The organism is Mesorhizobium sp. USDA 4775, assembly GCF_054062655.1.
In genome coordinates, this window is sequence record NZ_JBSSFM010000001.1 from 5921404 (window position 1) to 5947901 (window position 26498).

Below are 26498 nucleotides of genomic sequence, written 5' to 3' on the forward strand. Positions count from 1 at the left end.
CATCATTCTGCGGCTTGCCCCTTCGCGATCACGTCATTGGCGATTTCGGCCGGTATGTCCTCGAGCAGGAACCCGCCCGACTGGCGTTGCCAGAGCTGCGCGTAGAGCCCGCCCTTGGCGACCAGTTCGTCATGCGAACCTTCCTCGATGACTCGGCCCTGATCCATCACCACAAGCCTGTCCATCGCCGCGATTGTCGACAGCCGGTGGGCGATGGCGATGACGGTCTTGCCCTGCATGAGCTTGTAGAGGTTCTCCTGGATGGCCGCTTCCGCCTCGGAATCCAGCGCCGACGTCGCCTCGTCAAGGATAAGTATAGGCGCATCCTTCAACATAACGCGAGCAATGGCGATGCGTTGCCGCTGGCCGCCGGACAATTTGACGCCGCGGTCGCCGACATAGGCGTCGAACCCCTTGCGGCCCTTGTGATCGGCGAGCCCGCCAATGAAGTCCAGCGCCTCGGCCCGCCGAGCCGCCTCGACAAGCATCTCGTCCGAAGCATCAGGCCGGCCGTAGAGGATGTTCTCGCGCACCGACCGATGCAGCAGCGAGGTGTCCTGCGTGACCATGCCGATCTGGGCGCGCAGCGAATCCTGCTTCACGCCGGCGATCTCCTGGCCGTCGATCAGGATCTTGCCACTTTCCAGATCGTAGAAGCGCAACAGCAGATTGACCAGCGTCGACTTGCCGGCGCCCGAGCGGCCGACAATGCCGACCTTCTCGCCCGGCTTCACCGTCAGCGACAGGTTTTCGATCACGCCCTTCTGCTTGCCATAGTGGAAGCGGATATCCTCGAAGCGGATCTCGCCCCTGGAAACGGCGATCTCCTTCGCGTCCGGCCTGTCCTCGACAAGGCGCGGCAGCGAGATCGAGGCGATGCCGTCCTGCACGGTGCCGATGTTCTCGAACAGGCCCGACATCTCCCACATGATCCACTGCGACATGCCCCACATCCGCAGCACCAGGCCGATGACCACGGCGACCGCGCCGATCGTCACCACTTGCCCCATCCACAGCCACAGCGAAATGGCGGTGACCGAGAACAGCAGCAGGGCGTTCAGGATGTAGAGCGTGCCGAAAAGCACCGTCACCAGCCGCATCGACCGGTAGACCGTGTCGAGGAAGCCCATCATGCCTTCCCTGGCGAAAGTCGCCTCGCGCTTGGCATGACTGAACAGCTTGACCGTCTGGATGTTGGAGTAGCTGTCGACGACGCGACCGGTCATGACCGAGCGCGCATTGGCCTGCTCCTCGCCGACCTTGCCCAGGCGGGGGATGAAGTAACGCAGCAACAGGATGTAGCCGACCAGCCAGACGCCCAGCGGCGCGGCCAGCCGCCAGTCGGCGGAGCCGACGATCAACAGCATGCCCAGGAAATAGACGATGACGTAGTTGAGCACGTCGATCACCTTGATGACGCATTCGCGCACGGCGAGCGCGGTCTGCATCAGCTTGGTGGCGATGCGGCCGGCGAACTCGTCCTGGTAGAAGCTCATCGACTGGTTGAGCAAGTAGCGGTGCACCTGCCAGCGGATGCGCATGGGATAGTTGCCCATCAGCGTCTGCTGGTTGAGCAGCGAATGCACCCATACCGTGCTCGGCAGTGCGAACAGCACGATGAAGGCCATGGCGGCAAGCTTCCAGCCTTCCGTTTGAAGGAAGGTTTCGCGATTCTGCCCCGACAGCCAGTCGACGATGCGGCCAAGGAAGCCGAACATCCACACTTCCGCGATGGCGATGGCCGCGACCAGCACCGCGTCGACAAGGATATAGGGCCAGGCGCCGCGCGTATAATGCAGGCAGAAGGCCACCAGAGTCTTGGGCGGCTCGACCGGTTCCGCCGCGGGGAACGCATCGAGCCTTCTTTCAAACCAGCTGAACAACAACATAGGTCATGCCTGTGAAAATCTGTTTTCCGCTTACGCGGCGCGTGAACGTACGAAGTCCTCGGACCGTGTGGCGCCGAGGGCCGACGGTCCGGAATCATCCGGACCGTCGGCCCTGCTTCGCGCTATATAGGGGTTCGCGGGCTTTTCGCCGACAGGCTCGTTTGCTGATCCTGACGGCGCGGTGTCGACAAGCCGGATTTTCGCGCCCGGCCGGATCAGCCGGATGATCCGGCGCACCAGCGAAGGCCGGCTGGGGTCCGGAACAGCGTGCGAGAAATCGACATCCGGCAGCATGCCGCGATGCGGCCGGCGCCGGACTTCGGCATGGATCGCCGACGAATGGGTCTCGCCGATCAGCAGTGCCCAGGTCGGCAGTCGGTGGATATGCAGGCTCCTCGAGCCCGGTATTCTGTAGGGATCGAACATCGGTCCGTCCTCCGTATGAAAATAGAGATGAAAAGGCCAAGCAACATCGTCCGCCGGCATTCGGCCGGAGGCACGGATTGCCTCGGTCCGCAACCGACGCTCGGCATCGGCCTGGACACGACAAGTGTCGGTCCGGACGCGACTGAACGAGTCGGTCCGGACATGTTCAGGTGGGGCGTTCAGCCCTTTTGACTTTTTGAAAAACATCGCAGGATTCCTTCGAGAGCCGAAAAATCGTTTCGGCGGGAATCGGCGCGATCAAGTCTTAGAGAGTCAGGAGAATCGTCGAACCGAAGCCGCCGGCAGGCGTACAAGCCCACGAGAGGGGCGCTGGATGTGCATGGTCATCATGAGTGTCCCCTCCATCGGTTCGGGTTGACAATGCGACTGACATACCCGACTTCGCAGAAAATGGCCACCCGCAGGTCCAGGAATTTCCAAAACCGGGAAACTCCTGTGGCCGATCTGCCACTTATTAGAAGGATGCGGAAATGAACTGTCGTCTCCGCATCGCGCTCTACCAGCCGGACATTGCCGGCAATACCGGGACAATCCTGCGCTTCGCCGCTTGTCTCGGCCTTGGCGTCGACATCATCGAGCCGGCCGGCTTTCCGCTTTCCGACAAGGCGCTCAAGCGCGCCGGCATGGACTACCTCGAAATGGCTGCCCTGACCCGGCATGTCGACTGGAACGCCTTCGAGGACCGGCGCAAGAAGGACGGGCGCCGGCTGGTGCTTCTGTCGACCAAGGCGGCGACCCCCTACACCAACTTCAGCTTTGCCGACGGCGACATGCTTCTGTTCGGCCGCGAATCCGCGGGCGTGCCGGATCCTGTCCATCAGGCGGCGGATGCGCGGCTGACCATCCCCATGCAGGGCAGCGCGCGCAGCATCAATGTCGCGCTGTCCGTCGCCATGGTGGCGGGCGAAGCCGTCCGGCAGCTCGGATAGGATCGGCGGCCCATCGATGGCCTCGCCGTCGCCGACGACAGCGGTTTCTCCGGTCATTCTCACCCAGGCGCACATCGCCTTCTCCTGTCATTGCCCAATCAACATTTCTTCGCTACAAGCTCAACTTAACTTGAGGTCAAGCGGAAAGTGAGAAATGGCACCGGTAACGGAATTGACGGTCGGCCAGGTGGCCATGCGCAGCGGCGTCGCGGTGTCGGCGCTGCATTTTTATGAGACGCGCGGGCTGATCCGCAGCCACCGCACGTCAGGCAACCAGAGGCGTTATGGCCGCGACGTGCTGCGGCGGGTGGCAATCATCAAGGTCGCGCAGGAGGTCGGCATCTCGCTGGCCGAAATCGGCGAGGCACTGGCCTCCCTGCCGGAAGGCCGCACGCCGACACGCGACGACTGGGGATTGCTTTCGACCGCCTGGCGCGACGCGCTCGACCACAAGATCGCCCAGCTGAAGAAACTGCGCGACGGGCTGACCGACTGCATCGGCTGCGGCTGCATGTCGATCGACAAATGCCCGCTCAGGAACAAGGGCGACCGGCTGGCGAAGGAAGGCACTGGGGCGAGAAGGTTGGTTGCAACCTGAATGAAAGCAATGCGACTATGAGGCGATACGGAAGGAACCGTCAGTGCTGGGACATCTAATCCAACCTGAAGAAGAGACACAACTCATTACGATCTACCGGGTGGACTCCGGCGGCATGCCAACACTCTTTACGTCCTTGAGCTTCGACGAGGCGCGGAAAATGGGCTTTGAAAAATTCGGCAAGCTACTTGGCGAGAACCTGATCCTGGATTCTCCAAAATTGCGCGACCTATTTTTCTCGTGACGTTCTTTAGTCCGCCGCCGGCAACCGCCTGATCGTGAACTCGATCAGGTCGCCCGGGCGTTCGAACCAGCTTTCGATCTCGGTCCAGTAGGCTTGCTTGGGAAAGCGCTCGAACCACTCCTTGGCCTTGAGCCGCGCATCGGAGCGCGGCAGGACGAAGGTCTCGCGCAGAAAACCGTCGCGCGGCATGCGTGCGCGCTCAGCCCGGCTTTGATCGAGCCTTTTCTTCAGGCCATCCAGCGGCGGTCTTGCCGGGGTGCGCACCAAACAACTCCCTGCGCCTGGCGCATGACCCGAAAATCGGAATCCGAGTTTCGGAAAGGATCATGCGCAAAAGCAAAGTGACTTGACCCTGTTCCCTAAGAGATTAGGGATCGCGCCGGCAAAAGACGAGTCATTTGTAGGGGCGGCCGCCCCGCAACCGGAGACGGCATTTTGGAACGACCTGAAATACTGGTAGGCCTGCCCGCCGACATCGAGGAAAAGAAGATGAAGGCGCGCCTGTGGTTCGAGGCGCTGCGCGAACGCATCTGCGGCGCTTTCGAGCAGATCGAGCAGGATCTCCAGGGCCCTCTCGCCTCATGGTCGCCGGGCCGCTTTGAAAAGACACCCTGGGAACGTGATGCCGGCAAGGGTGGCGGCGGCACCATGTCGATGATGCATGGCCGTGTCTTCGAGAAGGTCGGCGTCCACACTTCGACCGTTTACGGCGAGTTCTCGCCCGAATTCAGGAAGCAGATGCCCGGCGCCGAGGAAGACCCGCGTTTTTGGGCCTCCGGCATCTCGCTGATCGCGCACCCCTGGAACCCCAACGTTCCGGCCGTGCACATGAACACACGCATGGTGGTCACCTCGAGGCAATGGTTCGGTGGCGGCGCCGATCTGACGCCGGTGCTCGACCGCCGCCGCACCCAGGACGACCCCGACACTGTCGCCTTCCACCGCGCCATGCAGTTCGCATGCGAGAAGAACGCCGCCATTGCCGACCACCCGAAATTCAAGGCCTGGTGCGACGAGTATTTCTTCCTGCCGCACCGCAACGAGCCGCGCGGCGTTGGCGGGATTTTCTTCGACTGGCTGCATTCTGGCGAGGACAAGGGCGGCTGGAACGCCGACTTCAACTTCGTCCAGGACGTCGGACGCTCCTTCCTCGTCGTCTACGGCCACCTCGTGCGCGCCAATTTCAACGAAAACTGGACGGATGGCGACCGCGACGAACAGCTCATCCGCCGTGGTCGCTATGTCGAATTCAACCTGCTTCACGATCGCGGCACCATCTTCGGCCTGAAGACTGGCGGCAATGTCGCCTCGATCCTGTCCAGCCTGCCGCCGGAGGTGCGCTGGCCATAGGATCAGCCGGAGCAATCCCGTCCGGAATCGCGTCAAGTCGAGGAGACAGGGCGGGTGGCGCACGATGCTTTGATGCAACCAGACCGCCCCTCCCGTGTTATAGTTCTCGCCCCGCCCACGTCCGGGAATGGACCGTGGGCCAAAAAAGTGGCGGAGCCTCGACCGGCTCACTGGAGGAAAAGGAGAAATCCGATGAAGCAATTCCACTGCGGCTCGCTTGTTCCCGGCTGTGAGTGGCACACCCGTGCCGACGAGGAAGCCGAAGTGATGCGCCGTGCCGTCGAGCATATGCGCGAGACGCATGGCGAGACGACAATCCGCGAAACTATGATCGAAGCGATCCGCTCGCGCATAGAGAAGGTGCGCGACGCCGCCTAGGCTTTGCCCTGGCCAGGAGCCGTCGGCAACAGAAAAACAGCCGCGTTGGCGCTTCGAGATTGAATGGAAGCGCCATCGCGGACGCCGAGCGAGCCAGACCCCGCAGGGTCAAAAAATCATATTTGCCTCAGCTAAAATAAACCACGCGGTAACCGAACCCGTGCCACTGTCGGACGGATAATCCGGCTACAGTGGGCTGCCAGAGAAGCCCTTCGCCACCAGGCACTGGTCCGGAATCAGTGGGGCGAGGTGTTTCGCGCATGCGCGAAAAGTCCGGCAGTCGAGTGAGGTTCGGCACGATGGCGTTCCTGCTGGGCGCGCTCATCGGGGCGTCCCCGGCTGCTGCCCAGGACATGACGACATCGTTGGTCGACATACATCAGGGCTCGCCGCTCAGTGATCGCGCGAGAAGCCTGGGCAATGGCGGCTACGAACTGCAGAACGGGACCTTTGTCTCCTTCAACCAATGGTACCGGGCAAGCTGGGTCGACATGCATGTAGACCTGCTCACCCAGATCACGGAGGATACCGGCATCCTTTGGGGATTTGGGACCGGCGAACAGGGCGAGAAGTATCGGATCGAGCCCAGCCTCAAGCTTGGCTTCCTCACTCAGATGCATCCGAACCCGAACAGCACCCTTTCCCTTTCACTCACCACGACCATCGGCGGCAAGCTCACCGAAAAGTCCTGCGAAGCCGACTACGGTGATTTTGGCACCTACAGCGTCAATTGCCGGCTCGCGGCCAGCCAGATGGCGCCTGAGGAAACCTTGAAATATCTGGTTAACGCTAAACCGGAGAGCCAGCACATCTGGCTGAATTACCGTGTTACTTTCTGATCGCCGGGAGGATGTAAATGAGAAAATCATCTCGCCCCGAAATTCGCGATCACCCGTCTTGGTTCTTGTCTGAACGGAGTAAGAGCATGTCACGGAGTTGCTTGAAATTCGGTATCGCCACGGCTCTCGCCATCCTGTCGGCGCCGATGGCGTCGGCACAGGAGGCGGTCAGTGCGGACGAGATGGCCGCGCTGTGCCACGGCGGCGGCCTGTCCACATGCGTGAGCGCTACGATCCCGGCCGCGGGCACGCCAACAGTGCAGCGGTGGATGAGCCCCGACGTAGGCGCCGCTTGGGCGGCGGGATACAAGGGCAAGGGCGTCACGATCACGATAGTCGACGATTTCTCCAGCACATCGCGCTTCTCCGGCAATTTCGGTGTCGGGGTTCAAACCCAGCGCCACGGTGAATGGACGCGTGAGGAAGCCGGCATGATCGCGCCCTTGGCGACCATCAGGTCGAAGGACTTCTCAACCGGTTCGGCCGTCGGCCTGGCGCCCGGCCTGAACGTGCTCAATCTGAGCTACGGCATGTACGCCAGGGCGGGCTACAGTTCGAACCAGATCGGCTGGGCCCCGGAAGAGGCCTCCATCATCTCCTATGCCACCAGGGGAACGGCTGTTGTTTCGAAGGCCGCAGGCAACGATTCGGTTGCCGTGGGTGGGATCACGAACGGCCAGCAGGACTATCTCGACCTTGCCCTGATTGGAAAACCATCCGCGATCTTCGTCGGTGCGCTGTCCACCAACGGCACGACGTCCAGCAAGGCCCAGCTTGCCTGGTATTCCAACACCGCCGGCTCCAATCCGCTGGTGCAAAGCCACTTCCTCGTGGTTGGTGTCGATGGAAGCAAGACAGGCCTTTATGGCACCTCCTTCGCCGCACCGATCATTTCAGGATATGCGGCGATCATCGGCAGCAAATTCACCAGCGCCACGCCAACCCAGATCACCAACGATCTGCTCAACACGGCTCGTACCGACACGCTGGTCAACTACAACGCCTCCGTCTACGGCAAGGGCGAGGCAAGCCTTTCGCGCGCGCTGGCTCCCACGGCGATCAGGTAGGAAAGCGACGCTTCGCCCGGTCAAATCGTCGTCTCGGTTATGGCTTTTCTTTCGGCACGGTCGTCCGGCCAGGCTCAAGTCTAAGCTTCAAGCGCCTTCGCGGCGCGTTCGAGTAGCGCGCCGCGATCGGGGGCAAATCCCGCCTCGATCCATTCCGTCTCGAGGTTCTTGAGGATTTCGCCCAGTTTCGGCCCCGGCGTGGCGCCGAGCGCCGTCAGGTCGGCGCCTTTCAGCGGAAACACCGGTTTTTCCCATTTGAGCGCGAAGGCCAGCAGGCGCGAAAAGCCACCGGCCTCGAGCAGCGCATTATTGTCCTCGACAGCGCGCACCCGGGCTCCGGCAAGCGACAGCCGCAGGCGGTCGACAACCCCTTGCCCGTCGCCGCGATAGAGCCTTTTCGCCAGTTCGCCCTCGGTCGTCTTCGGCTCAACGGTCGTGGAGATCGCCCAGTAGCGCAAACGGTCTGATTCCGCGGTCGAAAACCTCAGCCGCTCGGCCAGCGTCTTCATGCGCGCGGCATCCGGCGGCACGATCGCCTCCAGCCGCAGCATCGGATCGGCCGCCCAGCCCAGATCCTTCTCGGCCTTGGTCAGCCCGTGGATCGCGTCGATGCCCCATTTCTCGCTTTCCGGCAGCGCGGCGGTCAAAACGCCAGCCTGTCGCATCCACAGCAGCGCCCGCGACGGATCAGGCGCCGAAAGCAGTTTCTTCAGCTCGGACCAGACGCGCTCCGCCGAAAGTTGCGCCAGGCCATCCTTCAGCCGGGCGCAGGCCTTCAGCCCCTCGGCGTCAGGCCGGCCTTCGCCATACCAGGCGAAAAAGCGGAAAAAGCGCAGGATGCGCAGATAATCCTCGCGGATGCGTGCCTCCGCATCACCGATGAAGCGCAGCCGCCGCGCCTCGATATCGGCGATGCCGCCGACCAGGTCGACGACGGAGCCATCCGCGTCCGCGTAGAGGGCGTTGATGGTGAAGTCGCGCCGCTCGGCATCGAGTTTCCAGTCGCGCCCGAACGACACCTTGGCGCGGCGGCCGTCGGTCTCGACATCGGCGCGCAAAGTGGTGATTTCATAGGGCTTACCGCCGGCGACCACCGTGACGGTACCATGCTCGATACCGGTCGGCACCGGCTTGAAACCCTCCGTCTCGGCGCGGCGGATGATTTCCTCCGGCAAACAGGTGGTGGCGATGTCGACATCGGCGACCGGCTGGCCCATCAGCGTGTTGCGCACGGCGCCGCCGGCGACACGGGCCTCCTCGCCGCCTTCTGCCAGGGCGGCAAGCAGGCGCTGCAAATGCTTGTCGGCAAGCCAGTCGGCCCTGCCCGCGATCGAAACACTCACGCATAGAGCCTTTCATAGAGCGTGCGGATGATGCCGGCGGTGACGCCCCAGATGCGGCGGTCGCCATAGGGCATGTCGTAGAAGAACCATTCGAGATCGTTCCACATGCGGCTGTCGCGCTTGTGATTCACCGGATCCATCAGAAAGCGCAGCGGCACTTCGAAGGCGGCATCGACCTCGTCGGCATTCAAGTCGAGCTGGAAGCCGGGCCGCACGATGCCCAGCACCGGCGCGATGCGATAGCCGCTGCCGGCGACATAGTCGGGCATGCGGCCGATGATCTCGATGCGGTCCTGATCGAGGCCGATCTCCTCGAAGGTTTCGCGCAGCGCCGCCGCCTCCGGGCTGGCATCGGTCGCATCGATGGTGCCTCCGGGAAAGGCCACCTGCCCCGAATGGTTGCGCAGCTTTTCGGCCCGCTTGGTCAGCAAAACCGTCGCTTCGTCTTCGTGATCGACCACGGGGATCAGCACCGCCGCATTGCGCAGCGGCTTGCCCGGGTTCAGCCGCGGATGGCCCGGATTGAAGCGATGGTCGCCATAATCGTCGCCGGCATGGGCATCCGGCTGGGCGGCGAAGCGCGCGCGAAAATCCGCCGATGAAAACGGCATCAGTGACACGCGGTCCATCATGCGCTGAGCCGTTTCAACTGGTCCGCCGGCATGATCGGGAACACCGCGCCCTTTGAGCGCACGGCAAACATCGCCTTGCCGCCGATCTCGATCTCCTCGCCATGCCCGACCAGCTCGTACATGACAGGCCGCCCGACCAGCGCTTCCAGCCTGCCGCGCACCAACACATAGGGCTTCAGGCCCCCGGTCTCGTTCTCGTCGATGAAACGCAGCGGCCGTTCCGGCCCCGCCTCGACCACGTCGCCGACATTGGTGCGGAAGGTGATGATCTGTTCGTCGCCACTGCCCGAAACATCCATTTCGACGGCGATGAACGGCGCATCGGCGACGCGGATGCCGACCTTTTCCACAGGCGTGACCAGATAAGTCCTTCCGTCCGCGTCCTTGCGCAGCACCGAGGAAAAAAGCTGCACCAGCGGCATGCGGCCGATCGGCGTGCCGAGATAGAACCAGGTGCCGTCGGCCTTGATCTCCATGTCGAGATCGCCGCAAAAGTCGGGATTCCAGCGCTCGACGGGCGCCGCACCCTTGCCGGCACGCGCCGCGCGCGAGATCAGCGCTTCCAGGCCGCGCGCCTCGGTTGCCTGCGTAAGGCTTTGTTGGCGATGTTCGTCGTGTTCCGTCATCGTCACGAAATAGTCACTGTTGTTCCGCTTGTCAGCCTAAGTCTGTGATTTAAGTTCGACCATAGGCGCTACGCGAGGCCGAATCGCGGCAACCTATGATATGGTGCGGGCCGGTATTTCCAACCAAAGGGATCGAGCCGAATGAGCGTGATGGTCAAGGAAAGCCCGATCAGCGAAACGGATATGATCGCCGAGGCCGAAAAGGCGCTGGCCGACATTTCCAGAATCCGCGACGGGGTCGGCCGGGTGATATTCGGCCAGGAGAGTGTTATCGAGCGGACGCTCGTGGCGCTGCTGGCCGGTGGCCATGCGCTGCTGGTCGGTGTTCCCGGCCTCGCCAAGACCAAGCTGGTCGAAACGCTGGGAATCGTGCTCGGCCTCGATTCGCGCCGCATCCAGTTTACGCCCGACCTGATGCCGTCCGACATCCTCGGTTCCGAGGTGATGGAGCAGGACGAGACCGGCAAACGTTCCTTCCGCTTTATCCCCGGGCCGATCTTCGCCCAGCTGCTGATGGCCGACGAGATCAACCGCGCCTCGCCGCGCACCCAGTCGGCGCTGCTGCAGGCCATGCAGGAATACCACGTCACCATTGCCGGCGCCCGCTATGACCTGCCCGCCCCCTTCCATGTGCTGGCCACGCAGAACCCGCTGGAGCAGGAAGGCACCTATCCGTTGCCGGAAGCCCAGCTCGACCGCTTCCTGATGCAGGTCGATATCCTCTACCCCGAAATCGAGGCCGAGCGCCGCATCCTCCTGGAAACCACAGGCATCGAGGACGCCAAGGCGCAGAACGTGCTGCAGCCGGCGCGATTGAAGGAGATCCAGACGCTCATCCGCCGCATGCCGGTGCCCGAAAGCGTCGTCGAGGCGATCCTCACTCTGGTGCGTTCGGCGCGTCCGGGCCAAGGCAATGCCGAGACCGACAAGCATGTCGCCTGGGGTCCCGGCCCGCGCGCCAGCCAGGCGCTGATGCTGTGCACGAGGGCGCGCGCGCTCTACGATGGGCGGCTGGCGCCCTCGGTCGACGACGTGCGGGCGCTGGCCGAGCCGGTGCTGCAGCACCGCATGGCGCTGACCTTCGCCGCCCGCGCCGAGGGCACCAGCGTACGTGACGTGGTGGCGAAACTCGTGAAAGGGATTTGATGGCGCGTATCGGCGAGGTCCAGGCTCCGGCAGCGACGCGCGATGCGCTCGCCCGCGGCCGGTTGCGGGCTTCGCTGGTGCCCGACCTGCTGGTCGAGGCGCGGCGCATCGTCAACACCGTGATCGCCGGCTGGCATGGCCGCCGCAAACGCGGCATCGGCGAGAATTTCTGGCAGTTCCGGCCCTATGTCGAGGGCGACTCCTCACGCATCGACTGGCGCCGCTCGGCGCGCGACGACCACACCTATGTGCGCGACCGCGAATGGGAAGCCGCCCATACGGTATGGCTGTGGGCCGACCCCTCGCCGTCCATGCTCTACAAATCGACCGGCGCCAGCGTCTCCAAGCAGTCGCGCGCGCTGGTGCTGGCGCTGGCCATGGCCGAATTGTTGTCGCGCAGCGGCGAGCGCATCGCCTGGCCGGGCCTGACCGATCCGTTCACCGCCCGCAACGGCGCCGAGCGCATCGCCGCCCAGCTGATGCATGCCGGCGACTTGCCGGCGAAGCCTGACCTCTCCGACATCAGGCGCTTCTGCGACATCGTCATCGCCAGCGATTTCCTCGACCCGGTCGAGGAGACGATGGAATGGCTCGACGTGCTCGCCCGCCATGGCGTGCGAGCCCATCTGATCGAGGTTGCCGACCCGGCCGAGGAAACCTTCCCCTATGCCGGCCGCACCGAGTTCACCGACCCCGAGACCGGCGAAAAGCTGACCGCCGGACGCGCCGAAATGCTCGGTGACGAATACCGCCTGCTCTACACCGCCCGCCGCCAGGAGCTGGCCGGCTGGTGCAAGCGGCTCGGCTGGAGTTTTACCGTCAACCACACCGATCGGCTCGCGTCCGACGCGCTGGTGCGCCTGCACATGGCCATGACCGCCGATGGGGGTTATGCCGGGCCTAGCGCCGGCGGCCGCGCTGGTCAATTCGGGCCGACCGCCGCTGGCGGTCAACCTGGAAAGGTGGTTGGCGCATGAGCTGGCTGCCGCTCTCCTTTGGCGCTCCCATGGTGCTGTGGGGCCTGCTGGCGCTGCCGGTGATCTGGTGGCTGCTCAGGCTGACGCCGCCCAAGCCGCAGGCCGAGATCTTCCCGCCGCTGAAGATCCTGGCGCGCGTCTTGAAGCGCGAGGAGACGCCGCATCAAAGCCCCTGGTGGCTGACGCTGCTCAGGCTGCTGATGGCGGGCCTCATCGTCGCGGCCCTGGCCGAACCGGTCTTCAACCCGCGCGAAAAACTGCCGGCCGAGGGTGCGGCCCTTGCACTGGTCATCGACAATGACTGGGCGAGTGCCGCCGACTGGAACAAGCGCGTCGCCACCGCCGAGCGGCTCATCAAGGATGCCGGCTCGAACGGCGTGCCGGTCATCATCGCCTTCACCGCCGAAAAGGCCAATGCGGAGATCGGCCCCTTCGATGCCGCCGCCGCACTCGACCGGCTGCGCGCCGCCAAGCCGCGGCCGATCCCGACCGACCGGCCCGCCGTCTATGCCCGCGTCGCCGGCGTGCTGCAGACCTTGCCCGGCGCCAGTGTCGCCGTGCTGGCCGACGGCCTCGCGGCCAAGGGCGACGAGGCCGCCTTCAACACGCTGTTGTCGAAGAATGCGGCACGCGTGGTTTGGGCAACGGCCGACCGGCTTTCGCTGACCGGCCTCACCGCCGCGGACAACCAGGTCGACGGTTTCGCGCTCACCGCCATCCGCGCGCCGGGTGACCCGGCACCGGCGCAGGTCACCGCCGGCGCCTTCGACGACAAGGGCCGCCGTATCGCCGATGCGACGTTGACCTTCACGCCCGGCGAAGCCACCGCCACCGGCACCATGGCGGTGCCGTTCGAGCTGCGCAACGACTTCGCTTCGATCGCCCTCGACGGCGAACGCCAGGCGGGTGCGGTGCGCGTGCTCGACGAAAGCTCCAAGCGCCGCCGCGTCGGGCTCTTATCGCAGGCCGAGGCCGACCAGGCGCAGCCGCTTCTGTCACCGCTCTACTATATCAGGCGCGCGCTGCAGCCCTTCGCCGATCTGGTCGAACCCTCCAGCGCCGATCTCGCCGACGCCATCCCGCAGATCCTCGACCAGAAGCCGGCGATGATCATCATGGCCGACATCGGCACCATTCCGGCGCAGGTCCGGCAGCGATTGGTCGACTGGGTCGACAATGGCGGTACGCTGGTGCGTTTCGCCGGCTCGCGGCTGGCCGCCGCCGGCAATGACGACGATCTGCTGCCGGTTCGCCTGCGCACCGGCGAGCGTTCGCTCGGTGGCGCGCTGTCCTGGACCTCGCCGCAGCCGGTCACCGAATTCCCCAAGGCCGGTCCCTTCGCCGATCTGGCGCCGCCCACTGAAGTCACCGTGAGCAGGCAGGTGCTGGCCGAACCGACGCCCGATATCGTCGAGCGCACCTGGGCCGCTCTTGCCGACGGCACGCCGCTGGTCACCGGGCTGAAGAAGGGCAAGGGCACGCTGGTGCTGTTCCACGTCACGCCCGAGGCAACATGGTCGAACCTGCCGATCTCGGGCAGCTTCGTCGAGATGCTGCGCCGCATCGTGCAGCTGTCGCGCAACCAGGGCGCGGCGATCGCCAATGCCGAAGCCGCCGCCACATCGCTGGCACCCTACCGCATGATCGCGGCCGACGGCTCGCTGGTCCCGCCGACGCCGGACGCACGGCCGCTGGTGCCGAGCGCCGGCGCGCGGGTGACCTTCGAGAACCCGCCCGGCCTTTACGGCTCGGATACCGGCGTCTTCGCCCACAACCTGCTCGACGCCGCAAGCACGTTCGTGCCGCTGGCGCGCCCGCAACTCACTGTTCCGGTCACATCAATCCAGTACGCCTTCGATGAATCCCGCAATCTGAAAGGTCCGCTGGTCACATCAGCCCTGGTGCTGATGCTGCTCGACACGCTGGCCGTGTTCTGGATGGGCGGGCTGTTCTCGCGCCGGCGGCGCCGTGCCGGCGCTGTGGCCACCACCGCGGCGGTCGTGATCGCGCTTGGCGCGCTGTTCGGCCATGCCGATTTCGCCCGCGCCGACGATGCCAAGCCGGGCGACGAGGCGGCCATCACGGCGATTTCGAAGACCCGCATCGCCTATGTGCTGACCGGCGTGCCGGGCGACGATTCGATAAGCCGCGCCGGGCTCGAGGGCCTGACCCGCTTCCTGATCGAAAAGACCGCGCTGGAACCCGGCGCGCCTGCGGGTGTCGACATTGCGAAGGACGAACTGTCCTTCTATCCGCTGATCTACTGGCCGATCGATCCGGCCGCCCCGATGCCGAGCCAGGCCGCGATCGCCCGCATCGACGCCTATATGCAACAGGGCGGCACGGTGCTGTTCGACACGCGCGACCAGTTCGCCAACGGCATCGGCGCAGATTCGACCAGCCCGGCGACAGAGCGGCTGCGCGACATCCTCGCCAACCTCAACGTGCCGCCGCTGGAGCCCGTGCCGTCGGACCACGTGCTGACCAAGTCCTTCTTCATCCTGCCGGAGTTCCCCGGCCGCTTCGCCGGCAGCCCGCTCTGGGTCGAGGCCTCGCTCGACGCCAGCAACGCCGACAACCGGCCGGTACGCACCGGCGACGGCGTCTCGCCGATCATGATCACCGCCAATGATTTCGCCGGCGCCTGGGCGGTCGACGAGAATGGCGACCCGCTGCTGCCGACCGTGCCAGCCGACCCGATGCAGCGCGTCTACGCGCTGCGCGCCGGCGTCAACATCATGATGTATATGCTGACCGGCAACTACAAATCCGACCAGGTGCATGTCCCCATTCTGCTCGAACGGCTGGGGCAGTAACCAATGAACTGGTCGATCTCCTTCGAACCGCTGATCTCATGGCCATTGCTGGCCCTCGTGCTGGTGCCGCTGGCGCTGCTGGCGCTTGTCGGCTTGTGGTTCCGCCAGCGCGGCGGTGTCCTGCGCTTCGTCGCCCTGCTGGCGCTGGCCGCCGCCCTGTTCAACCCGGTGTTCCTCAATGAGGAGCGCGAGCCGCTGAAGAGCGTCGTCGCGCTGATCGTCGACCGCAGCCAGAGCCAGGACATCGGCGACCGTACCAAGCAGACCGATGAAGCGCTCGCCGGACTGCAGCAGCGTCTAGGCCGCTTCAAGCAGTTCGACGTCCGCGTCGTCGAGGCCGGCAAGTCCGATGCCGCCGAGGAGCGTACCGAAACACGGCTGTTCGGCGCGCTGGAAGGCGCCTTCCGCGACGTGCCGCCGTCGCGCATCGGCGGCGCCATCATGATCACCGATGGTGAGGTGCATGACGCGCCCCCGGGTGCGCCCGACTTCAACGCGCCGCTGCACGCCTTGATCACCGGCAACGACCACGAAAAGGACCGCCGCATCCGCTTCGAGAACGCGCCGCGTTTCGGCATCGTCGGCAAGCCGCTCGACATGACCTACCGCGTCATCTCGACTGAAAACGAAGCCGCCCCGGTCGATGTGCGCGTCTCGGTCAATGGCGAGCAGGTCTCGGTCGAGCATGCCACCGTCGGCCAGGCCATGCCGCTGCAGGTGACCATCCCCGGCGCCGGTCGCAACATCATCGAACTCGCCATCGACCGCGAACCCGGAGAACTGACCGACACCAACAACCGCGCCATCGCGCTGGTCGACGGCATCCGCGAGAATTTGCGCGTGCTGCTCGTTTCGGGCGAACCGCATGCGGGCGAGCGCACCTGGCGCAATCTGTTGAAATCCGACGCCTCGGTCGATCTCGTCCACTTCACCATTCTGCGGCCGCCGGAAAAGCAGGACGGCACGCCGATCAACGAATTATCGCTGATCGCCTTCCCGACGCGCGAACTGTTCGTCGAGAAGATCAAGGATTTCGACCTCATCATCTTCGACCGCTACCAGCACCGCGACGTGCTGCCGATCCTCTACTACGACTACATCTCCGAATATGTCGAAAAGGGCGGCGCGCTGCTGATCGCCGCCGGCCCCGAATATGCCGGCGAGGCTTCGATCGCGCGCACGCCGCTGATGTCAGCGCTGCCGGCCATGCCCACCGGCGAAGTGGTGGAAAAGGCCTTCTATCCGCGCCTGACCGACCTCGGCCAGCGTCACCCGGTGACGCGCGGTCTCGATGGTTCGGCCACCGAGCCGCCGCACTGGAGCCGCTGGTTCCGCACCATCGGCGTGCAGAATCCGCAAGGCGAGGTGGTGATGAAGGGCGCCGACAACCGGCCCCTGCTGCTGCTCGACCGCAAGGGCGAAGGCCGCGTCGGCATGCTTCTGTCCGACCAGGGCTGGCTGTGGGCGCGCGGCTTCGAGGGCGGTGGTCCGCATGTCCAGCTCTACAGGCGCATCGCCCACTGGCTGATGAAGGAGCCCGAACTCGAGGAAGAGCGGCTGACCGCCGAGGGACGCGGCATGGTGCTGGAGATCCGCCGCCAGACCATGGCCGACGATCCAGGCTCCGCGCAGATCATCACGCCCTCAGGCAAGACAGTGACCGTCAAGCTCGACAAATCCGAGCCCGGCGTTTTCCTCGGCAGCGTCCAGACCAATGAGATCGGCCTCTTCCAGGTCGCTAATGGCGATCTCACCGCGCTCGCCCATGTCGGACCGGTCAACGCGCCGGAATTCGCCGACGTCGTCTCCACCGAAAACCGGCTGAAGCCACCGGCGGAAGCCACCGGCGGCAGCGTGCGCCGGCTGGCGTCATCGACGGCGCTGGGCAGCGACGTGACCCTGCCGTCCATCGTGCCGGTGCGCTCGGCCGGCGATGCCTCCGGCAGCGACTGGATCGGCCTGCGCACCACCGACGATAGCGTCTTGAAGGCCGTCTCGCGCGTGCCGCTGTTCGGCGGCTTCCTCGGCCTCGGCCTGCTGCTCCTGGCCATGGGCTCGATGTGGTACCGCGAGGGGCGGTAGCGCAGGGCCTCTTCCTTCTCCCCTTGTGGGAGAAGGTGGATCGGCGCGCAGCGCCGAGACGGTTGAGGGCTGTTACAGCGGAGTGAGGCGTTGGTGTTCGCTGGAACACCCCTCATCCGACCTCGCTTCGCGAGGCCACCTTCTCCCACAAGGGGAGAAGGAAGAGGCGCCACTCCTCTACTCCTCCGGCTCGGTCGTGAACAGCAGCGGGTAGCCCTTGGCCTTGCCGGCGTCGGTGGCACGCGTCGCCTTGGTCTCGGCGACATCCTTGGTGAAGACCGCGACCACGCAGACGCCACGCCGATGCGCGGTGATCATGATGCGGTGCGCTTGGTCCTCGCTGAGCTTGAACTCGCCCTTGAGCACCGTGACGACGAATTCCCGCGGCGTGAAATCGTCATTGATGAGGATGACCTTGTAGAGCTTCGGCCGCTCGGTCTGCGGCTTGACCTTGGTTCGCGGTTTTGTGGTGATTTCTGGCATCGGAACCGACAGTTTCGCGATCGGGCTTTACCCGGTATTTTGCCACGGGCGGCAGCGATCGTCCATTTTGATTGGCATGCGGGCGGCCGGTGGGCCGGCCCGGTATTCACAATCATGTGGGAAATTGTCGGGCGCGGTTCAACGGCCCTGGCGGCCGAAGATACGGCGGTTGGCACCGGCATCCGCCCGGCGTTCCATCCAGGCCGCGATCGGCCATCCGACGACGCAGACCAGCGTCACGGCAAGCAACACGATCAGCAGCCACGCCTGGACAGGTGTGATGTAGTCCCAGTTGCTGGAAATTATCGGCGCGAACAGCGAGGGCTCGGTGCGGCCACTGGCAGGATCGGGCACGGGGCTGGCGGTGAGCAGAATCAGCACCCTGGCGACACCGGTGGCAACCAGGCCGCCAATCACCATCGAACGCAAAATGGACGAAAGCCGCTTCTTCATGCGGATTGTCCTACATGGCCGGCGTTGAAAACGGGTTAAGTCAGATCGAGGTGGCCGGCTGCAAGCCACCGGTATTCAGCCGCTCGATCAGGTGCCTGGCAGAAGGCCGCCCCAGCCGGCTACGGCTGGAACGGCCTTGATAGAAACGGGCTTCGGAGCCGATCAGGGCTTCTTCGGAGCAGCCTTGTCCGTCGCCTTCTTCACAACCTTCTTGGCCGGAGCCTTCTTGTGCTTGACCTTCTTGACGACCTTCTTCACCGGGGGCTTGGCGGTGGCGTCAGCAGCCGGGGCCGGGGTGGTCGTGGTGGCAGCAGCAGCCGGAGCAGCGGTCGTGGTGGCAGCGGCGTTGCCAAGAGCGGGCATCGCGAAAGCCAGAGCGACGGCGAGACCGGTGGCGGAGAGGATGGACTTCTTCATGGCTTCATTTCCTTTTTATGCGGGTCAGTTGAGTGTCACTGGACCGGGTCGTTCGGTGTCACTCCAAGCAGCTTCAAAGCGTTGGCGAGCATCCGGATGCCCTGTGCCTGTTTCTTGGCGGCGCAGTACCGGTTGCCCTTTCTCTGAAGTGCCTTTGCCGCGGTGACCTGCGTTGCCGTGGCATGGGTTTCGAGGGCTTCATCAAATTGGTGGCTGAGATTGGCGCACCGTTCGCTCCGGGTGAGCGGCGCCTTTGCGTCCGATTGTCCAACAGCGGCAGTGACCAGGCCAAGGCCCAGCAACGCACCCAACAAACTGATCGACAAGCTTGGCATCGGTTTTTCCGTGAACCCGGAGATTTTGCGTCGCAGCCGGTAATCTGACCGCCACGGCTCCGTTATGCCGCCCTACCTTTTCAGGAGTTTTTCCCAATTGTAGAATTTTGTTTCTGGATTGTGTCTGGCCCGCCCGCCCCATGCGTATCGTCCAAATCGGTCCCGGTTTTGGGAACCGCACGCATGGAAACAAAGAGCTTCAGCACGGCAATCGCTTTCCATGTGGAGAAGGCCGAATTCGTTCTCCCTTGAAAAGCAAGGCACTGGCCAACATATGGCCCGAATTCTATCGTGTGGCTCACCTGCCAGGAATGACTTGGCCGGCAATCGAGACAGGGCACCTCGTGAAATCCGACGCACACATACTGATCGTCGACGACGACAAGGGCATCCGCGACCTGCTTCAGGAGTTCTTCCAGAAGCGGGGCCTGCACACTTCGGTTGCCGCCGACGGTACCGAGATGGAGGCTGTCCTGCGCCGCGCGCAGGTGGACCTCATCGTGCTCGACGTGATGTTGCCCGGCAAGAGCGGGCTGGAACTGTGCCGTGACCTGCGCGCCCAGTACTCGACGCCGATCATCATGCTGACCGCCGTCACCGAGACCACCGACCGCGTCGTCGGCCTGGAGATGGGCGCCGACGATTATGTGCCCAAACCCTTCGATCCGCGCGAACTCCTGGCGCGCATCCGTGCCGTGCTGCGGCGCAATGGTACTTCCGAACCGAAACGCGCCACCACAAAGCAGATCTACCATTTCGCCGGCTGGACGATGGATTGTTCGCGGCGCCGGCTGACGGCGCCCGACGATGTCAGGGTCGAGCTGACCATGGCCGAGTTCAACCTGCTGCAGACCTTCGTCAAGAGCGCCCAGCGCGTGCTGACCCGCGACCAGCTCATCGAGCTTTCCGGCGGCGACAGCGACTATTCCTTCGACCGCAGCATCGACATCCTGGTCAGCCGGCTGCGGCGCAAGATGGAAGATGACCCGAAAACGCCGAAACTGATCCTGACGGTGCGCAGCGGCGGCTACCAGTTCCTGCCTGAGACGACCTCCGAATGAGACGTTTCCTGCCGCAGACCTTGCCTGTCTGGGTGCTGCTGATCGTCATTGCCGGCCTTCTGATCAGCCAGGTCGCGACCCTCTATATCGTGTCGCGCGACCGCGCCGCCGCCAACGACGTGGTCGACCTCTACCGGCTCAACGACCGCGCCTTCTCCTTGGTGCAGCTGATGAGCGGCGCCACGCCCGAGGAGCGCAAGGCAACCGCGGCGGGCCTGTTCAACTCGACTTATGCCCTTACCGTCTCGGACACGCCCGCCGTCACCTCCTCGATCGCCGGTGATGACGAACTGGCCGAACTCGAGGATATTCTCGTCGGCCGGCTGTCGAAGTTCGGCATCACCGATGCGCGCGTGCGGCGCGATCCGGCAACGCGTGAGGCCGACGACGCCAGCGGCACAGCATCCGGCCCCGATATCGGCCAGGTCGAGCGCGACCTTCTGGTGCTCGCCGCCGATTTCGCCCAGAGCGACAAGCTGACGGCCTCCTTGCGCTTCGCCGACGGCCAGTGGCTGAACTTCACCGAGCCGATCACGCCGGTCGGCCCGATCCTGAGCTTCGACAGCCTGCCGCTCTATTCGCTGATCGCCGGTCTGGTGGTGATCATGTCGATCTGGTCGCTGCGCCGGCTGACCGCGCCCTACCGGATGATGGAAACCGCCGTGAACCGGATCGGCAAGGACCTGAAAAGCCCGCCGATCGCCGAGTCGGGCAGCCGCGAGGTGCGGGCCGCCGCCAGGGCGATCAACGCCATGCAGAAGAGGCTGCGCGAATATGTCGAGGACCGCGAACATCTCGCCGCGGCGCTTGCGCATGATTTGCGCACGCCGATGACGCGCATGCGGCTGCGGCTCGAACTGTTGCGCAAATCGGCGGTTCGCGAGGCGCTGGCCCATGATCTCGCCGATGTCGAAAGCATCGCCAGTTCCGTGATCGACTTCGCCACTTTCGAGGTGAACGAGGAGAAGGCCGAGCGCATCGACTTCTGGTCGCTCGTGGAATCGATCGCCGACCCCTATCCGGAGGTCTCGTTCGACAATGACGACACCCGTTCGCGCGGCCTGATCTGCATTGCGCGGCCGGTGGCGCTCAAACGCTGCGTAACCAATCTGGTGCAGAACGCCGTCACCTACGGCAAGAAGGCGCATCTCAGCCTGCACCGCTCGGACGGCACGATCACGCTCACCATCCGCGACGAAGGGCCTGGCATACCGCAGGCGCAGATCGATGCCGTCTTCGGCTCCTTCGTGCGCCTCGAACAGTCCCGCAACCGCCAGACCGGGGGCCTCGGCCTGGGACTCACCATCGCCCGCAACATCGCGCGCGCCGCCGGCGGCGAGATCCGCCTGTCCAATCATCCGGACGGTGGGCTGGTAACGGAGCTGCGCCTGCCGCAGGCGACCTGAACCGCTCTATCTTCTCAACACCGCGCTCAGCACATCCCTGATGCCGATGGCGCCGACGAAGCGCGACTGGTCGTCGAACAGCGCCACGGGGGCCGTCTGCGAGCGGTGCATGGCCAGCATCACGGTTTTCAGCGACGTGCCGGGATTGGCCCAGAACACTTGCGCAGCTTCCTCCGACTGGGCCTCGACATCGGCGCAGGACACCCAGACCGCCGGCTTGCCGTCGCGTTCGGCCGCCGCCACCAGGCCGTGATCGTCGATCTTGAAGCGCGTCGTCTTGCGCCGGTCGAGCCACACCCAGCCATTGTCGCCGTGCTCGAGGTCGCGGCGGTCGCGCATCACATTCCAGGCGGTCAGCACCGAGAGCGGATTCACATTGGCGATGAAGTCGCGGACATAGTCGTTGGCGGGTCGCAGCACGATGTCTTCCGGCGCGCCGGTCTGGACGATGCGCCCGCCCTCCATGATGGTGATGTGGCTGCCGATCTTCAGCGCCTCTTCCAGGTCGTGGCTGACGAAGATGATGGTTTTCTTCAGCTCGGCCTGCAGCTGCAGCAATTCGTCCTGCAGCTTGGTGCGGATCAGCGGGTCGAGCGCCGAGAACGGCTCGTCCATCAACAGGATCGGCGCCTCGGTGGCGAAGGCCCGCGCCAGGCCGACGCGCTGCTGCATGCCGCCCGACAGCTCGTGCGCGTATTTCTTCGACCACTGGTCGAGATTGACCAGCTTGAGCTGCTTGTGAACGCGCTCCTTGCGCTCGGCGTCCGGCACGCCGGCAAGTTCGAGGCCGAGCCCGACATTTTCCTCCACCGTGCGCCACGGCAGCAGGCCGAACTGCTGGAACACCATCGCCACCTGCTTCTGGCGCAAGCGCCGCAAGGTCGGCTCGTCGCAGGTGACGACGTCGACAATCTTGTCGCCGTCCTTGACCAGCACCTGGCCGCGCGACACCACATTGAGCCTGTTGACGGCCCGAAGCAGGGTCGACTTGCCGGAACCCGACAGGCCCATCAGCACCGAGATCTCGCCTTCATGCACGGTAAGGCTGGCGTCGGCGCAGCCCAGCACATTGCCGGTTTTCTCCAGGATTTCGGCGCGTGTAGCGCCCTTGTCGATCATCGCAAGCGAACCGGCCTGGTCGGCGCCGAAGACGATATCGACGTTCTTGAAATCGACGGCGACGGTCATTTCTTGCCTCCAACGCCAATGCGGGTCATTCGGTCGAGCACGATGGCCAGCACGACGATGGCGAGGCCCGCCTCAAGCCCGAGATCGATGCGGCGCGAGCCGAGCGCGCGGTTGATCTCCGTGCCCAGCCCACCGGCGCCGATGAGGGCCGCGAACACCACCATCGACAGCGACAGCATGATCGACTGCGTCAGACCCGCCATGATGGTGGGCAACGCCGATGGCAGTTCCACCTTCCACAACAGCTGGCTCTTGGTGGCGCCGAACGCCTCGCCGGCCTCGATGATCGACTTCGGCACCGAGACGACGCCCAGATGCGTGAGCCTGACCGCGGTCGGGATGACGAAGATGATGGTGACGATGAGGCCGGGCGCGTTACCAAGGCCGAACAGGGTCAAGACCGGGATCAGGTAGACGAAGGTCGGCAGCGTCTGCATCAGATCGAGCACCGGCAGCATGATGCGGTAGACCTTCGGCTTGTGCGCCGCCCAGATGCCGAGCGGCACGCCGATGGCCATGGCCATGGCTGCGGCAGCGACGACCAGCACCAGCGTCTGCACGGTCTGCTTCCACAGGTTCTGGTTGATGATGAAGATCAGGCCGAGGAAGACGCCGATGGCGAGTGGCCGCGAGCGCTGCAGCAACCAGGCGATGACAGCGATAACCAGCGCCAGCAGCACCGGCGGCACCATCAGCAGGAGGTCGACCAGCCCGTCGAGAATGAAATTCAGACCGTTGGAGAAGGCTCTGAAGATGGTGTCGAAATTATCGGTCAGGAACCCGAAAAAGGACTTTCCCCAGGCGCCGATCGGGATCTTGTGATCGACCATGAATTTGGAAATCGGATCCATCTCACCCCTCTTCCACCAGGGCTCTGCCTTCGGCCCCGCGCTGTCGCAACGTCATCTTGTCACAGGATGTGAAAAAGGGCAGCCCTTTGTCAAACGGCTGCCCATCTTCATCCGGTCATGCCGGATGCGAAGTCGGCTCAGCTTCCGAGCGCTGTCTTGACCGCCGCCGCGGCGTCACCGCCGTCGAAGGTGGTCACGCCGGCGATCCATGGCTTGACCGCGTCCGGGTTCTTCTTCAGCCAGTCGGTGGCGACCGTCTGGGCGTCACCGCCCTTGAGGATCGCGTCCATCATCTGGCCTTCCATGTCCAGATTGAACTTCAGGTTGGCGATGAACTTGCCCGCATTCGGGCACTCGGTGGTGTAGCCCTTGCGCACATTGGTGAACACGGTGGCCGCGCCGAAACCGCTATCGCCCATGCCGTCGAGATAGGTGATCTTCATGGCGCCCATCACCGGATGCGGCGTCCAGCCGAGGAAGGCGATCCACTCATTGTTCTTCATCGACTGCTCGGCCTGCGTCAGCATGCCGGCCTCCGAGGATTCGACCAGCTCGAAGCCCTCGAGATTGTCCTTCGGGTTCTTGATCATGTCGAGGATGATGCGGTTGCCGTCATTGCCGGCTTCGATACCGTAGATCTTGCCGTTGAACTTGTCCTTGAACTTGCCAAGGTCGGTCAGCGACTTGACGCCGGCGTCCGCGACATAGGTCGGCACGACGATGCCGTAGCCGGCGCCGGTCAGGTTCGTGCTGATGGTCTCGACCGAGCCATCGGCGGTGTAATCCTTGATGTCGTTGGTCATCGACGGCATCCAGTTGCCGAGGAAGACGTCAAGGTCCTTGTTCTTCAGGGAAGCCATGGTCACCGGCACCGACAGCTGGATCACCTTCGGCTCGTAGCCGAGCGCGGTGAGCAGCACCGAAGCGAGACCGGTGGTCGCCTGAATGTCGGTCCAGCCGACATCGGAAAGACGCACGGTCTTGCAGCTTTCGGCGTCACCGGCGAAGGCGGCGCTCGTGGACAACAAAGCCGCCAGGCCGAGGCCGGCGACGAAGGAATTCATACGCGACATAGACAGTCTCCCATTGTGATTCTTTGGCGAAGCGTGGAAACGGTTTCTCTGCCCGCCTTGTTTCGTCAGCCAAACACCATTCTGGTGTAGTTTCAAGCGTTAAGGCAATCACGATCAACGGCGCGGACTGGCCAATCAGCGACACGGCTGACGCTTTTGTCACGCCGCTTATCTTTTTCAGCGGCGAGCCGGCTTTTTCAGGGGAATGCGCCAGCGGCCCCTCCCCGCTTTGGGCCAAGTCGGCTTAAAAGAGCGGCATGGCCAAGCTCTACTTCAACTACGCGACGATGAATGCCGGCAAGACGACGATGCTCTTGCAGGCCTCGTATAATTATCGCGAACGCGGCATGACGACGATGCTGTTCGTCGCAGGCCATTACCGCAAGGGCGACAGCGGCCTGATCTCGTCGCGCATCGGGCTGGAGACGGAGGCCGAGATGTTCCGCGACGGCGACGACCTGTTCGCCCGCGTCGCCGAACATCACGACCATACGACCGTGCACTGCGTCTTCGTCGACGAGGCGCAGTTCCTCGAGGAAGAGCAGGTCTGGCAATTGGCCCGCATCGCCGACCGGCTGAACATCCCGGTCATGTGCTACGGCCTGCGCACCGATTTCCAGGGCAAGCTGTTTTCCGGCTCGCGCGCACTGCTGGCGATCGCCGATGATCTGCGCGAGGTGCGCACCATTTGCCGCTGCGGCCGCAAGGCCACGATGGTCGTGCGCCTCGGCCCGGACGGCAAGGTGGCCCACCGGGGCGAACAGGTGGCGATCGGCAAGGATGTCTATGTCTCGCTCTGCCGCCGTCACTGGGAAGAAGAAATGGGCCGCGCCGCGCCCGACGATTTCATCGGCTTCATGAAATCCTGACCCTGCATCCCTGCGACACGCGTCAGGCCGCAGAGACGCGCCTCAGCGGAAACCGCCAGCCCAGCCGGACACCGAGTGTCGCCACGGCGATCAGCGCCATGCCGGCGGCCTGCGCCGGCCCAAGCGGATGCCCGTAGATCGCCCAGTCGATGATGATGGCAACGACCGGATAGATGAAGGTGATGATGCCGATCACCGGCGTCGTCAGGCGCGGAAAGGCCGAGTTCATCAGCACATAGGCAATGCCGGTGTGCAGCACGCCGATGCTGGCCAGCCAGCCCCATGCATGCACGGGAACATGCTGGCCGATATCGGCGAAGGGCGCGAGCATGACGATCCCGACGATGGTCTGGCAAAGCACGGTGACCTCCGCGCGCTGCCGGCCCAGGCCCTTGGCGAGGATCGTCGCCACCGCATAGAGCAGCGCGGCGACCAGCGTCAGCGCAATGCCCAGCGCCCATGCCGTGCTGGCCTGCGCATGCGAAACCACCAGCCCGCTGGCCAGCACGACGCCAAGGAACGCGCCAAGCATCCACAGCATCTGGTCGAGCGAGATACGCTCCTTGAGGAAGACCACCCCGATGATGACCACGAAGAACGGCTGCACGTGATAGACGATCGTCGTCGTGGCGATCGACGTCATGGCGAAGCCGGCGAAGAAGGCCGTCCAGCTCAGCACCATGCAGGCGCCGGCAAGTGCAGCCAGCGCGAGGCGGGACGGCGACAGCGTCCTGTCCGGCAGATAGCCCCGCAGCAGGCACCATGCGCCGAGGAACATGGCGCCGAACACGCAGCGCCAGAACACGATTGTCACGGGATGAAGCCCCGCTTCCGTGACAAAGGCGCCAACCGTGCCGGCTATCGTCATCGCCAAGGCCAGGCTCGCGGCCGGAAAACGGGAAGTTGGCATGTCCCTCATCGAAAATCCCTCAGACGGGCGAAACCCATCTGGCCACCAGTATAGCTTTCAAACAAGCGAATAGATTTGGATCAAGCTAT

At 64.3% G+C, this 26498-nt stretch carries 28 protein-coding genes; 14 read left to right on the top strand and 14 right to left on the bottom strand.

The annotated features are described in order from the left end of the window. Positions 1-2 precede the first annotated feature (2 nt). Together ACVILI_RS29150 and ACVILI_RS29155 are read right to left on the bottom strand one after the other, a co-directional pair. Positions 3-1889 carry an ABC transporter ATP-binding protein gene (locus ACVILI_RS29150; RefSeq protein ID WP_069092989.1) on the bottom strand — a complete coding sequence of 629 codons (1887 nt, stop codon included), beginning with the start codon at positions 1887-1889 and terminating at the stop codon, positions 3-5. A 30-nt stretch (positions 1890-1919) separates the two neighbouring features. Continuing rightward, positions 1920-2315: a hypothetical protein gene (locus tag ACVILI_RS29155; protein ID WP_084791787.1), complete on the bottom strand. Its 396-nt coding sequence runs from the start codon at positions 2313-2315 to the stop codon at positions 1920-1922. A 491-nt stretch (positions 2316-2806) separates the two neighbouring features. Between ACVILI_RS29155 and ACVILI_RS29160 the strand changes: the two genes are divergently transcribed. The 3 genes from ACVILI_RS29160 (at position 2807) to ACVILI_RS29170 (ending at position 4107) form a co-directional block, all read left to right on the top strand. Beyond that, entirely contained in the window at positions 2807-3265 is a 459-nt protein-coding gene (locus tag ACVILI_RS29160) for a tRNA (cytidine(34)-2'-O)-methyltransferase (RefSeq protein ID WP_038649114.1), read from the top strand. 154 nt (positions 3266-3419) lie between these two features. Beyond that, positions 3420-3863: a redox-sensitive transcriptional activator SoxR gene (gene soxR / locus ACVILI_RS29165; RefSeq protein WP_019860684.1), complete on the top strand. Its 444-nt coding sequence runs from the start codon at positions 3420-3422 to the stop codon at positions 3861-3863. 43 nt (positions 3864-3906) lie between these two features. After that, positions 3907-4107, top strand: a complete 201-nt coding sequence (locus ACVILI_RS29170; RefSeq protein ID WP_038649117.1) for a hypothetical protein — start codon at positions 3907-3909, stop codon at positions 4105-4107. Between the two features lie 6 nt (positions 4108-4113). Here the strand turns inward: ACVILI_RS29170 and ACVILI_RS29175 are convergent, their stop codons facing one another. Next, the gene (locus tag ACVILI_RS29175; protein WP_023770299.1) at positions 4114-4371 is read right to left on the bottom strand and encodes a hypothetical protein; all 258 of its coding nucleotides are present in this window, start codon (positions 4369-4371) and stop codon (positions 4114-4116) included. Between the two features lie 171 nt (positions 4372-4542). Between ACVILI_RS29175 and hemF the strand changes: the two genes are divergently transcribed. From hemF to ACVILI_RS29195, 4 genes are all read left to right on the top strand, one after another. Beyond that, on the top strand, positions 4543-5457 hold the full coding sequence (gene hemF / locus ACVILI_RS29180; RefSeq protein ID WP_019860687.1) for an oxygen-dependent coproporphyrinogen oxidase: 915 nt from the start codon (positions 4543-4545) through the stop codon (positions 5455-5457). 192 nt (positions 5458-5649) lie between these two features. Further along, the gene (locus ACVILI_RS29185; RefSeq protein WP_027047304.1) at positions 5650-5835 is read left to right on the top strand and encodes a DUF1059 domain-containing protein; all 186 of its coding nucleotides are present in this window, start codon (positions 5650-5652) and stop codon (positions 5833-5835) included. A 260-nt stretch (positions 5836-6095) separates the two neighbouring features. Beyond that, positions 6096-6674, top strand: coding sequence for a hypothetical protein (locus ACVILI_RS29190; RefSeq protein ID WP_038649121.1), 579 nt, complete (start codon positions 6096-6098; stop codon positions 6672-6674). Between the two features lie 86 nt (positions 6675-6760). After that, complete coding sequence (locus tag ACVILI_RS29195; protein ID WP_084791668.1) at positions 6761-7741, top strand: S8 family serine peptidase; 981 nt, start codon at positions 6761-6763, stop codon at positions 7739-7741. Positions 7742-7821: 80 nt separating this feature from the next. Here the strand turns inward: ACVILI_RS29195 and ACVILI_RS29200 are convergent, their stop codons facing one another. Genes ACVILI_RS29200 through ACVILI_RS29210 form a run of 3 tightly spaced genes read right to left on the bottom strand, consistent with a single transcriptional unit; the run spans position 7822 to position 10342 of the window. Next, positions 7822-9084, bottom strand: a complete 1263-nt coding sequence (locus ACVILI_RS29200) for a CCA tRNA nucleotidyltransferase (RefSeq protein WP_240564787.1) — start codon at positions 9082-9084, stop codon at positions 7822-7824. Next, entirely contained in the window at positions 9081-9713 is a 633-nt protein-coding gene (locus ACVILI_RS29205; protein ID WP_038653270.1) for a CoA pyrophosphatase, read from the bottom strand. The genes ACVILI_RS29200 and ACVILI_RS29205 overlap by 4 nt, the downstream gene beginning before the upstream one ends. Next, the gene (locus ACVILI_RS29210) at positions 9713-10342 is read right to left on the bottom strand and encodes a DUF1285 domain-containing protein (protein ID WP_019860693.1); all 630 of its coding nucleotides are present in this window, start codon (positions 10340-10342) and stop codon (positions 9713-9715) included. Before ACVILI_RS29210 ends, ACVILI_RS29205 begins: the two co-directional genes overlap by 1 nt. Before the next feature lie 141 nt (positions 10343-10483). Here ACVILI_RS29210 and ACVILI_RS29215 point away from each other — a divergent pair, with 141 nt between their 5' ends. From ACVILI_RS29215 to ACVILI_RS29230, 4 genes are read left to right on the top strand one after another with little or no spacing between them, the layout of a single operon-like run. After that, entirely contained in the window at positions 10484-11488 is a 1005-nt protein-coding gene (locus ACVILI_RS29215; RefSeq protein ID WP_038649127.1) for an AAA family ATPase, read from the top strand. Further along, a complete protein-coding gene (locus tag ACVILI_RS29220) occupies positions 11488-12465 on the top strand; it encodes a DUF58 domain-containing protein (RefSeq protein WP_457102690.1) in 978 nt (325 codons plus the stop codon). Before ACVILI_RS29215 ends, ACVILI_RS29220 begins: the two co-directional genes overlap by 1 nt. Next, positions 12462-15281, top strand: a complete 2820-nt coding sequence (locus ACVILI_RS29225; protein ID WP_240564788.1) for a DUF4159 domain-containing protein — start codon at positions 12462-12464, stop codon at positions 15279-15281. The genes ACVILI_RS29220 and ACVILI_RS29225 overlap by 4 nt, the downstream gene beginning before the upstream one ends. Before the next feature lie 3 nt (positions 15282-15284). Then, positions 15285-17363 (top strand): membrane protein, encoded by a 2079-nt coding sequence (locus tag ACVILI_RS29230; RefSeq protein ID WP_038649135.1) that lies wholly within the window; start codon positions 15285-15287, stop codon positions 17361-17363. A 177-nt stretch (positions 17364-17540) separates the two neighbouring features. Here the strand turns inward: ACVILI_RS29230 and clpS are convergent, their stop codons facing one another. The 4 genes from clpS to ACVILI_RS29250 all read right to left on the bottom strand — a co-directional run bounded on the left by clpS (position 17541) and on the right by ACVILI_RS29250 (position 19051). Then, the gene (gene clpS, locus ACVILI_RS29235) at positions 17541-17846 is read right to left on the bottom strand and encodes an ATP-dependent Clp protease adapter ClpS (RefSeq protein WP_010911143.1); all 306 of its coding nucleotides are present in this window, start codon (positions 17844-17846) and stop codon (positions 17541-17543) included. A 138-nt stretch (positions 17847-17984) separates the two neighbouring features. After that, positions 17985-18299, bottom strand: coding sequence for a hypothetical protein (locus tag ACVILI_RS29240; protein WP_032920723.1), 315 nt, complete (start codon positions 18297-18299; stop codon positions 17985-17987). 162 nt (positions 18300-18461) lie between these two features. Then, on the bottom strand, positions 18462-18716 hold the full coding sequence (locus ACVILI_RS29245) for a hypothetical protein (RefSeq protein WP_019860699.1): 255 nt from the start codon (positions 18714-18716) through the stop codon (positions 18462-18464). Between the two features lie 35 nt (positions 18717-18751). Then, positions 18752-19051: a hypothetical protein gene (locus ACVILI_RS29250; RefSeq protein WP_019860700.1), complete on the bottom strand. Its 300-nt coding sequence runs from the start codon at positions 19049-19051 to the stop codon at positions 18752-18754. Between the two features lie 344 nt (positions 19052-19395). On the opposite strand from ACVILI_RS29250, the gene ACVILI_RS29255 reads away from it, so the two are divergent. Together ACVILI_RS29255 and ACVILI_RS29260 are read left to right on the top strand one after the other, a co-directional pair. Next, positions 19396-20112 carry a response regulator gene (locus ACVILI_RS29255; RefSeq protein ID WP_027047307.1) on the top strand — a complete coding sequence of 239 codons (717 nt, stop codon included), beginning with the start codon at positions 19396-19398 and terminating at the stop codon, positions 20110-20112. After that, the gene (locus ACVILI_RS29260; RefSeq protein ID WP_019860702.1) at positions 20109-21518 is read left to right on the top strand and encodes an ATP-binding protein; all 1410 of its coding nucleotides are present in this window, start codon (positions 20109-20111) and stop codon (positions 21516-21518) included. The genes ACVILI_RS29255 and ACVILI_RS29260 overlap by 4 nt, the downstream gene beginning before the upstream one ends. Positions 21519-21524: 6 nt before the next feature. Here the strand turns inward: ACVILI_RS29260 and choV are convergent, their stop codons facing one another. From choV to ACVILI_RS29275, 3 genes are all read right to left on the bottom strand, one after another. Continuing rightward, a complete protein-coding gene (gene choV / locus ACVILI_RS29265; protein ID WP_019860704.1) occupies positions 21525-22706 on the bottom strand; it encodes a choline ABC transporter ATP-binding protein in 1182 nt (393 codons plus the stop codon). After that, complete coding sequence (gene choW / locus ACVILI_RS29270; protein ID WP_019860705.1) at positions 22703-23557, bottom strand: choline ABC transporter permease subunit; 855 nt, start codon at positions 23555-23557, stop codon at positions 22703-22705. Before choW ends, choV begins: the two co-directional genes overlap by 4 nt. A gap of 137 nt (positions 23558-23694) precedes the next feature. Further along, a complete protein-coding gene (locus ACVILI_RS29275) occupies positions 23695-24630 on the bottom strand; it encodes a choline ABC transporter substrate-binding protein (RefSeq protein WP_020629012.1) in 936 nt (311 codons plus the stop codon). 257 nt (positions 24631-24887) lie between these two features. On the opposite strand from ACVILI_RS29275, the gene ACVILI_RS29280 reads away from it, so the two are divergent. Then, positions 24888-25499 carry a thymidine kinase gene (locus tag ACVILI_RS29280; protein WP_038649140.1) on the top strand — a complete coding sequence of 204 codons (612 nt, stop codon included), beginning with the start codon at positions 24888-24890 and terminating at the stop codon, positions 25497-25499. 22 nt (positions 25500-25521) lie between these two features. Here the strand turns inward: ACVILI_RS29280 and ACVILI_RS29285 are convergent, their stop codons facing one another. Further along, entirely contained in the window at positions 25522-26409 is an 888-nt protein-coding gene (locus tag ACVILI_RS29285; RefSeq protein WP_240564789.1) for a DMT family transporter, read from the bottom strand. Positions 26410-26498 lie beyond the last annotated feature (89 nt).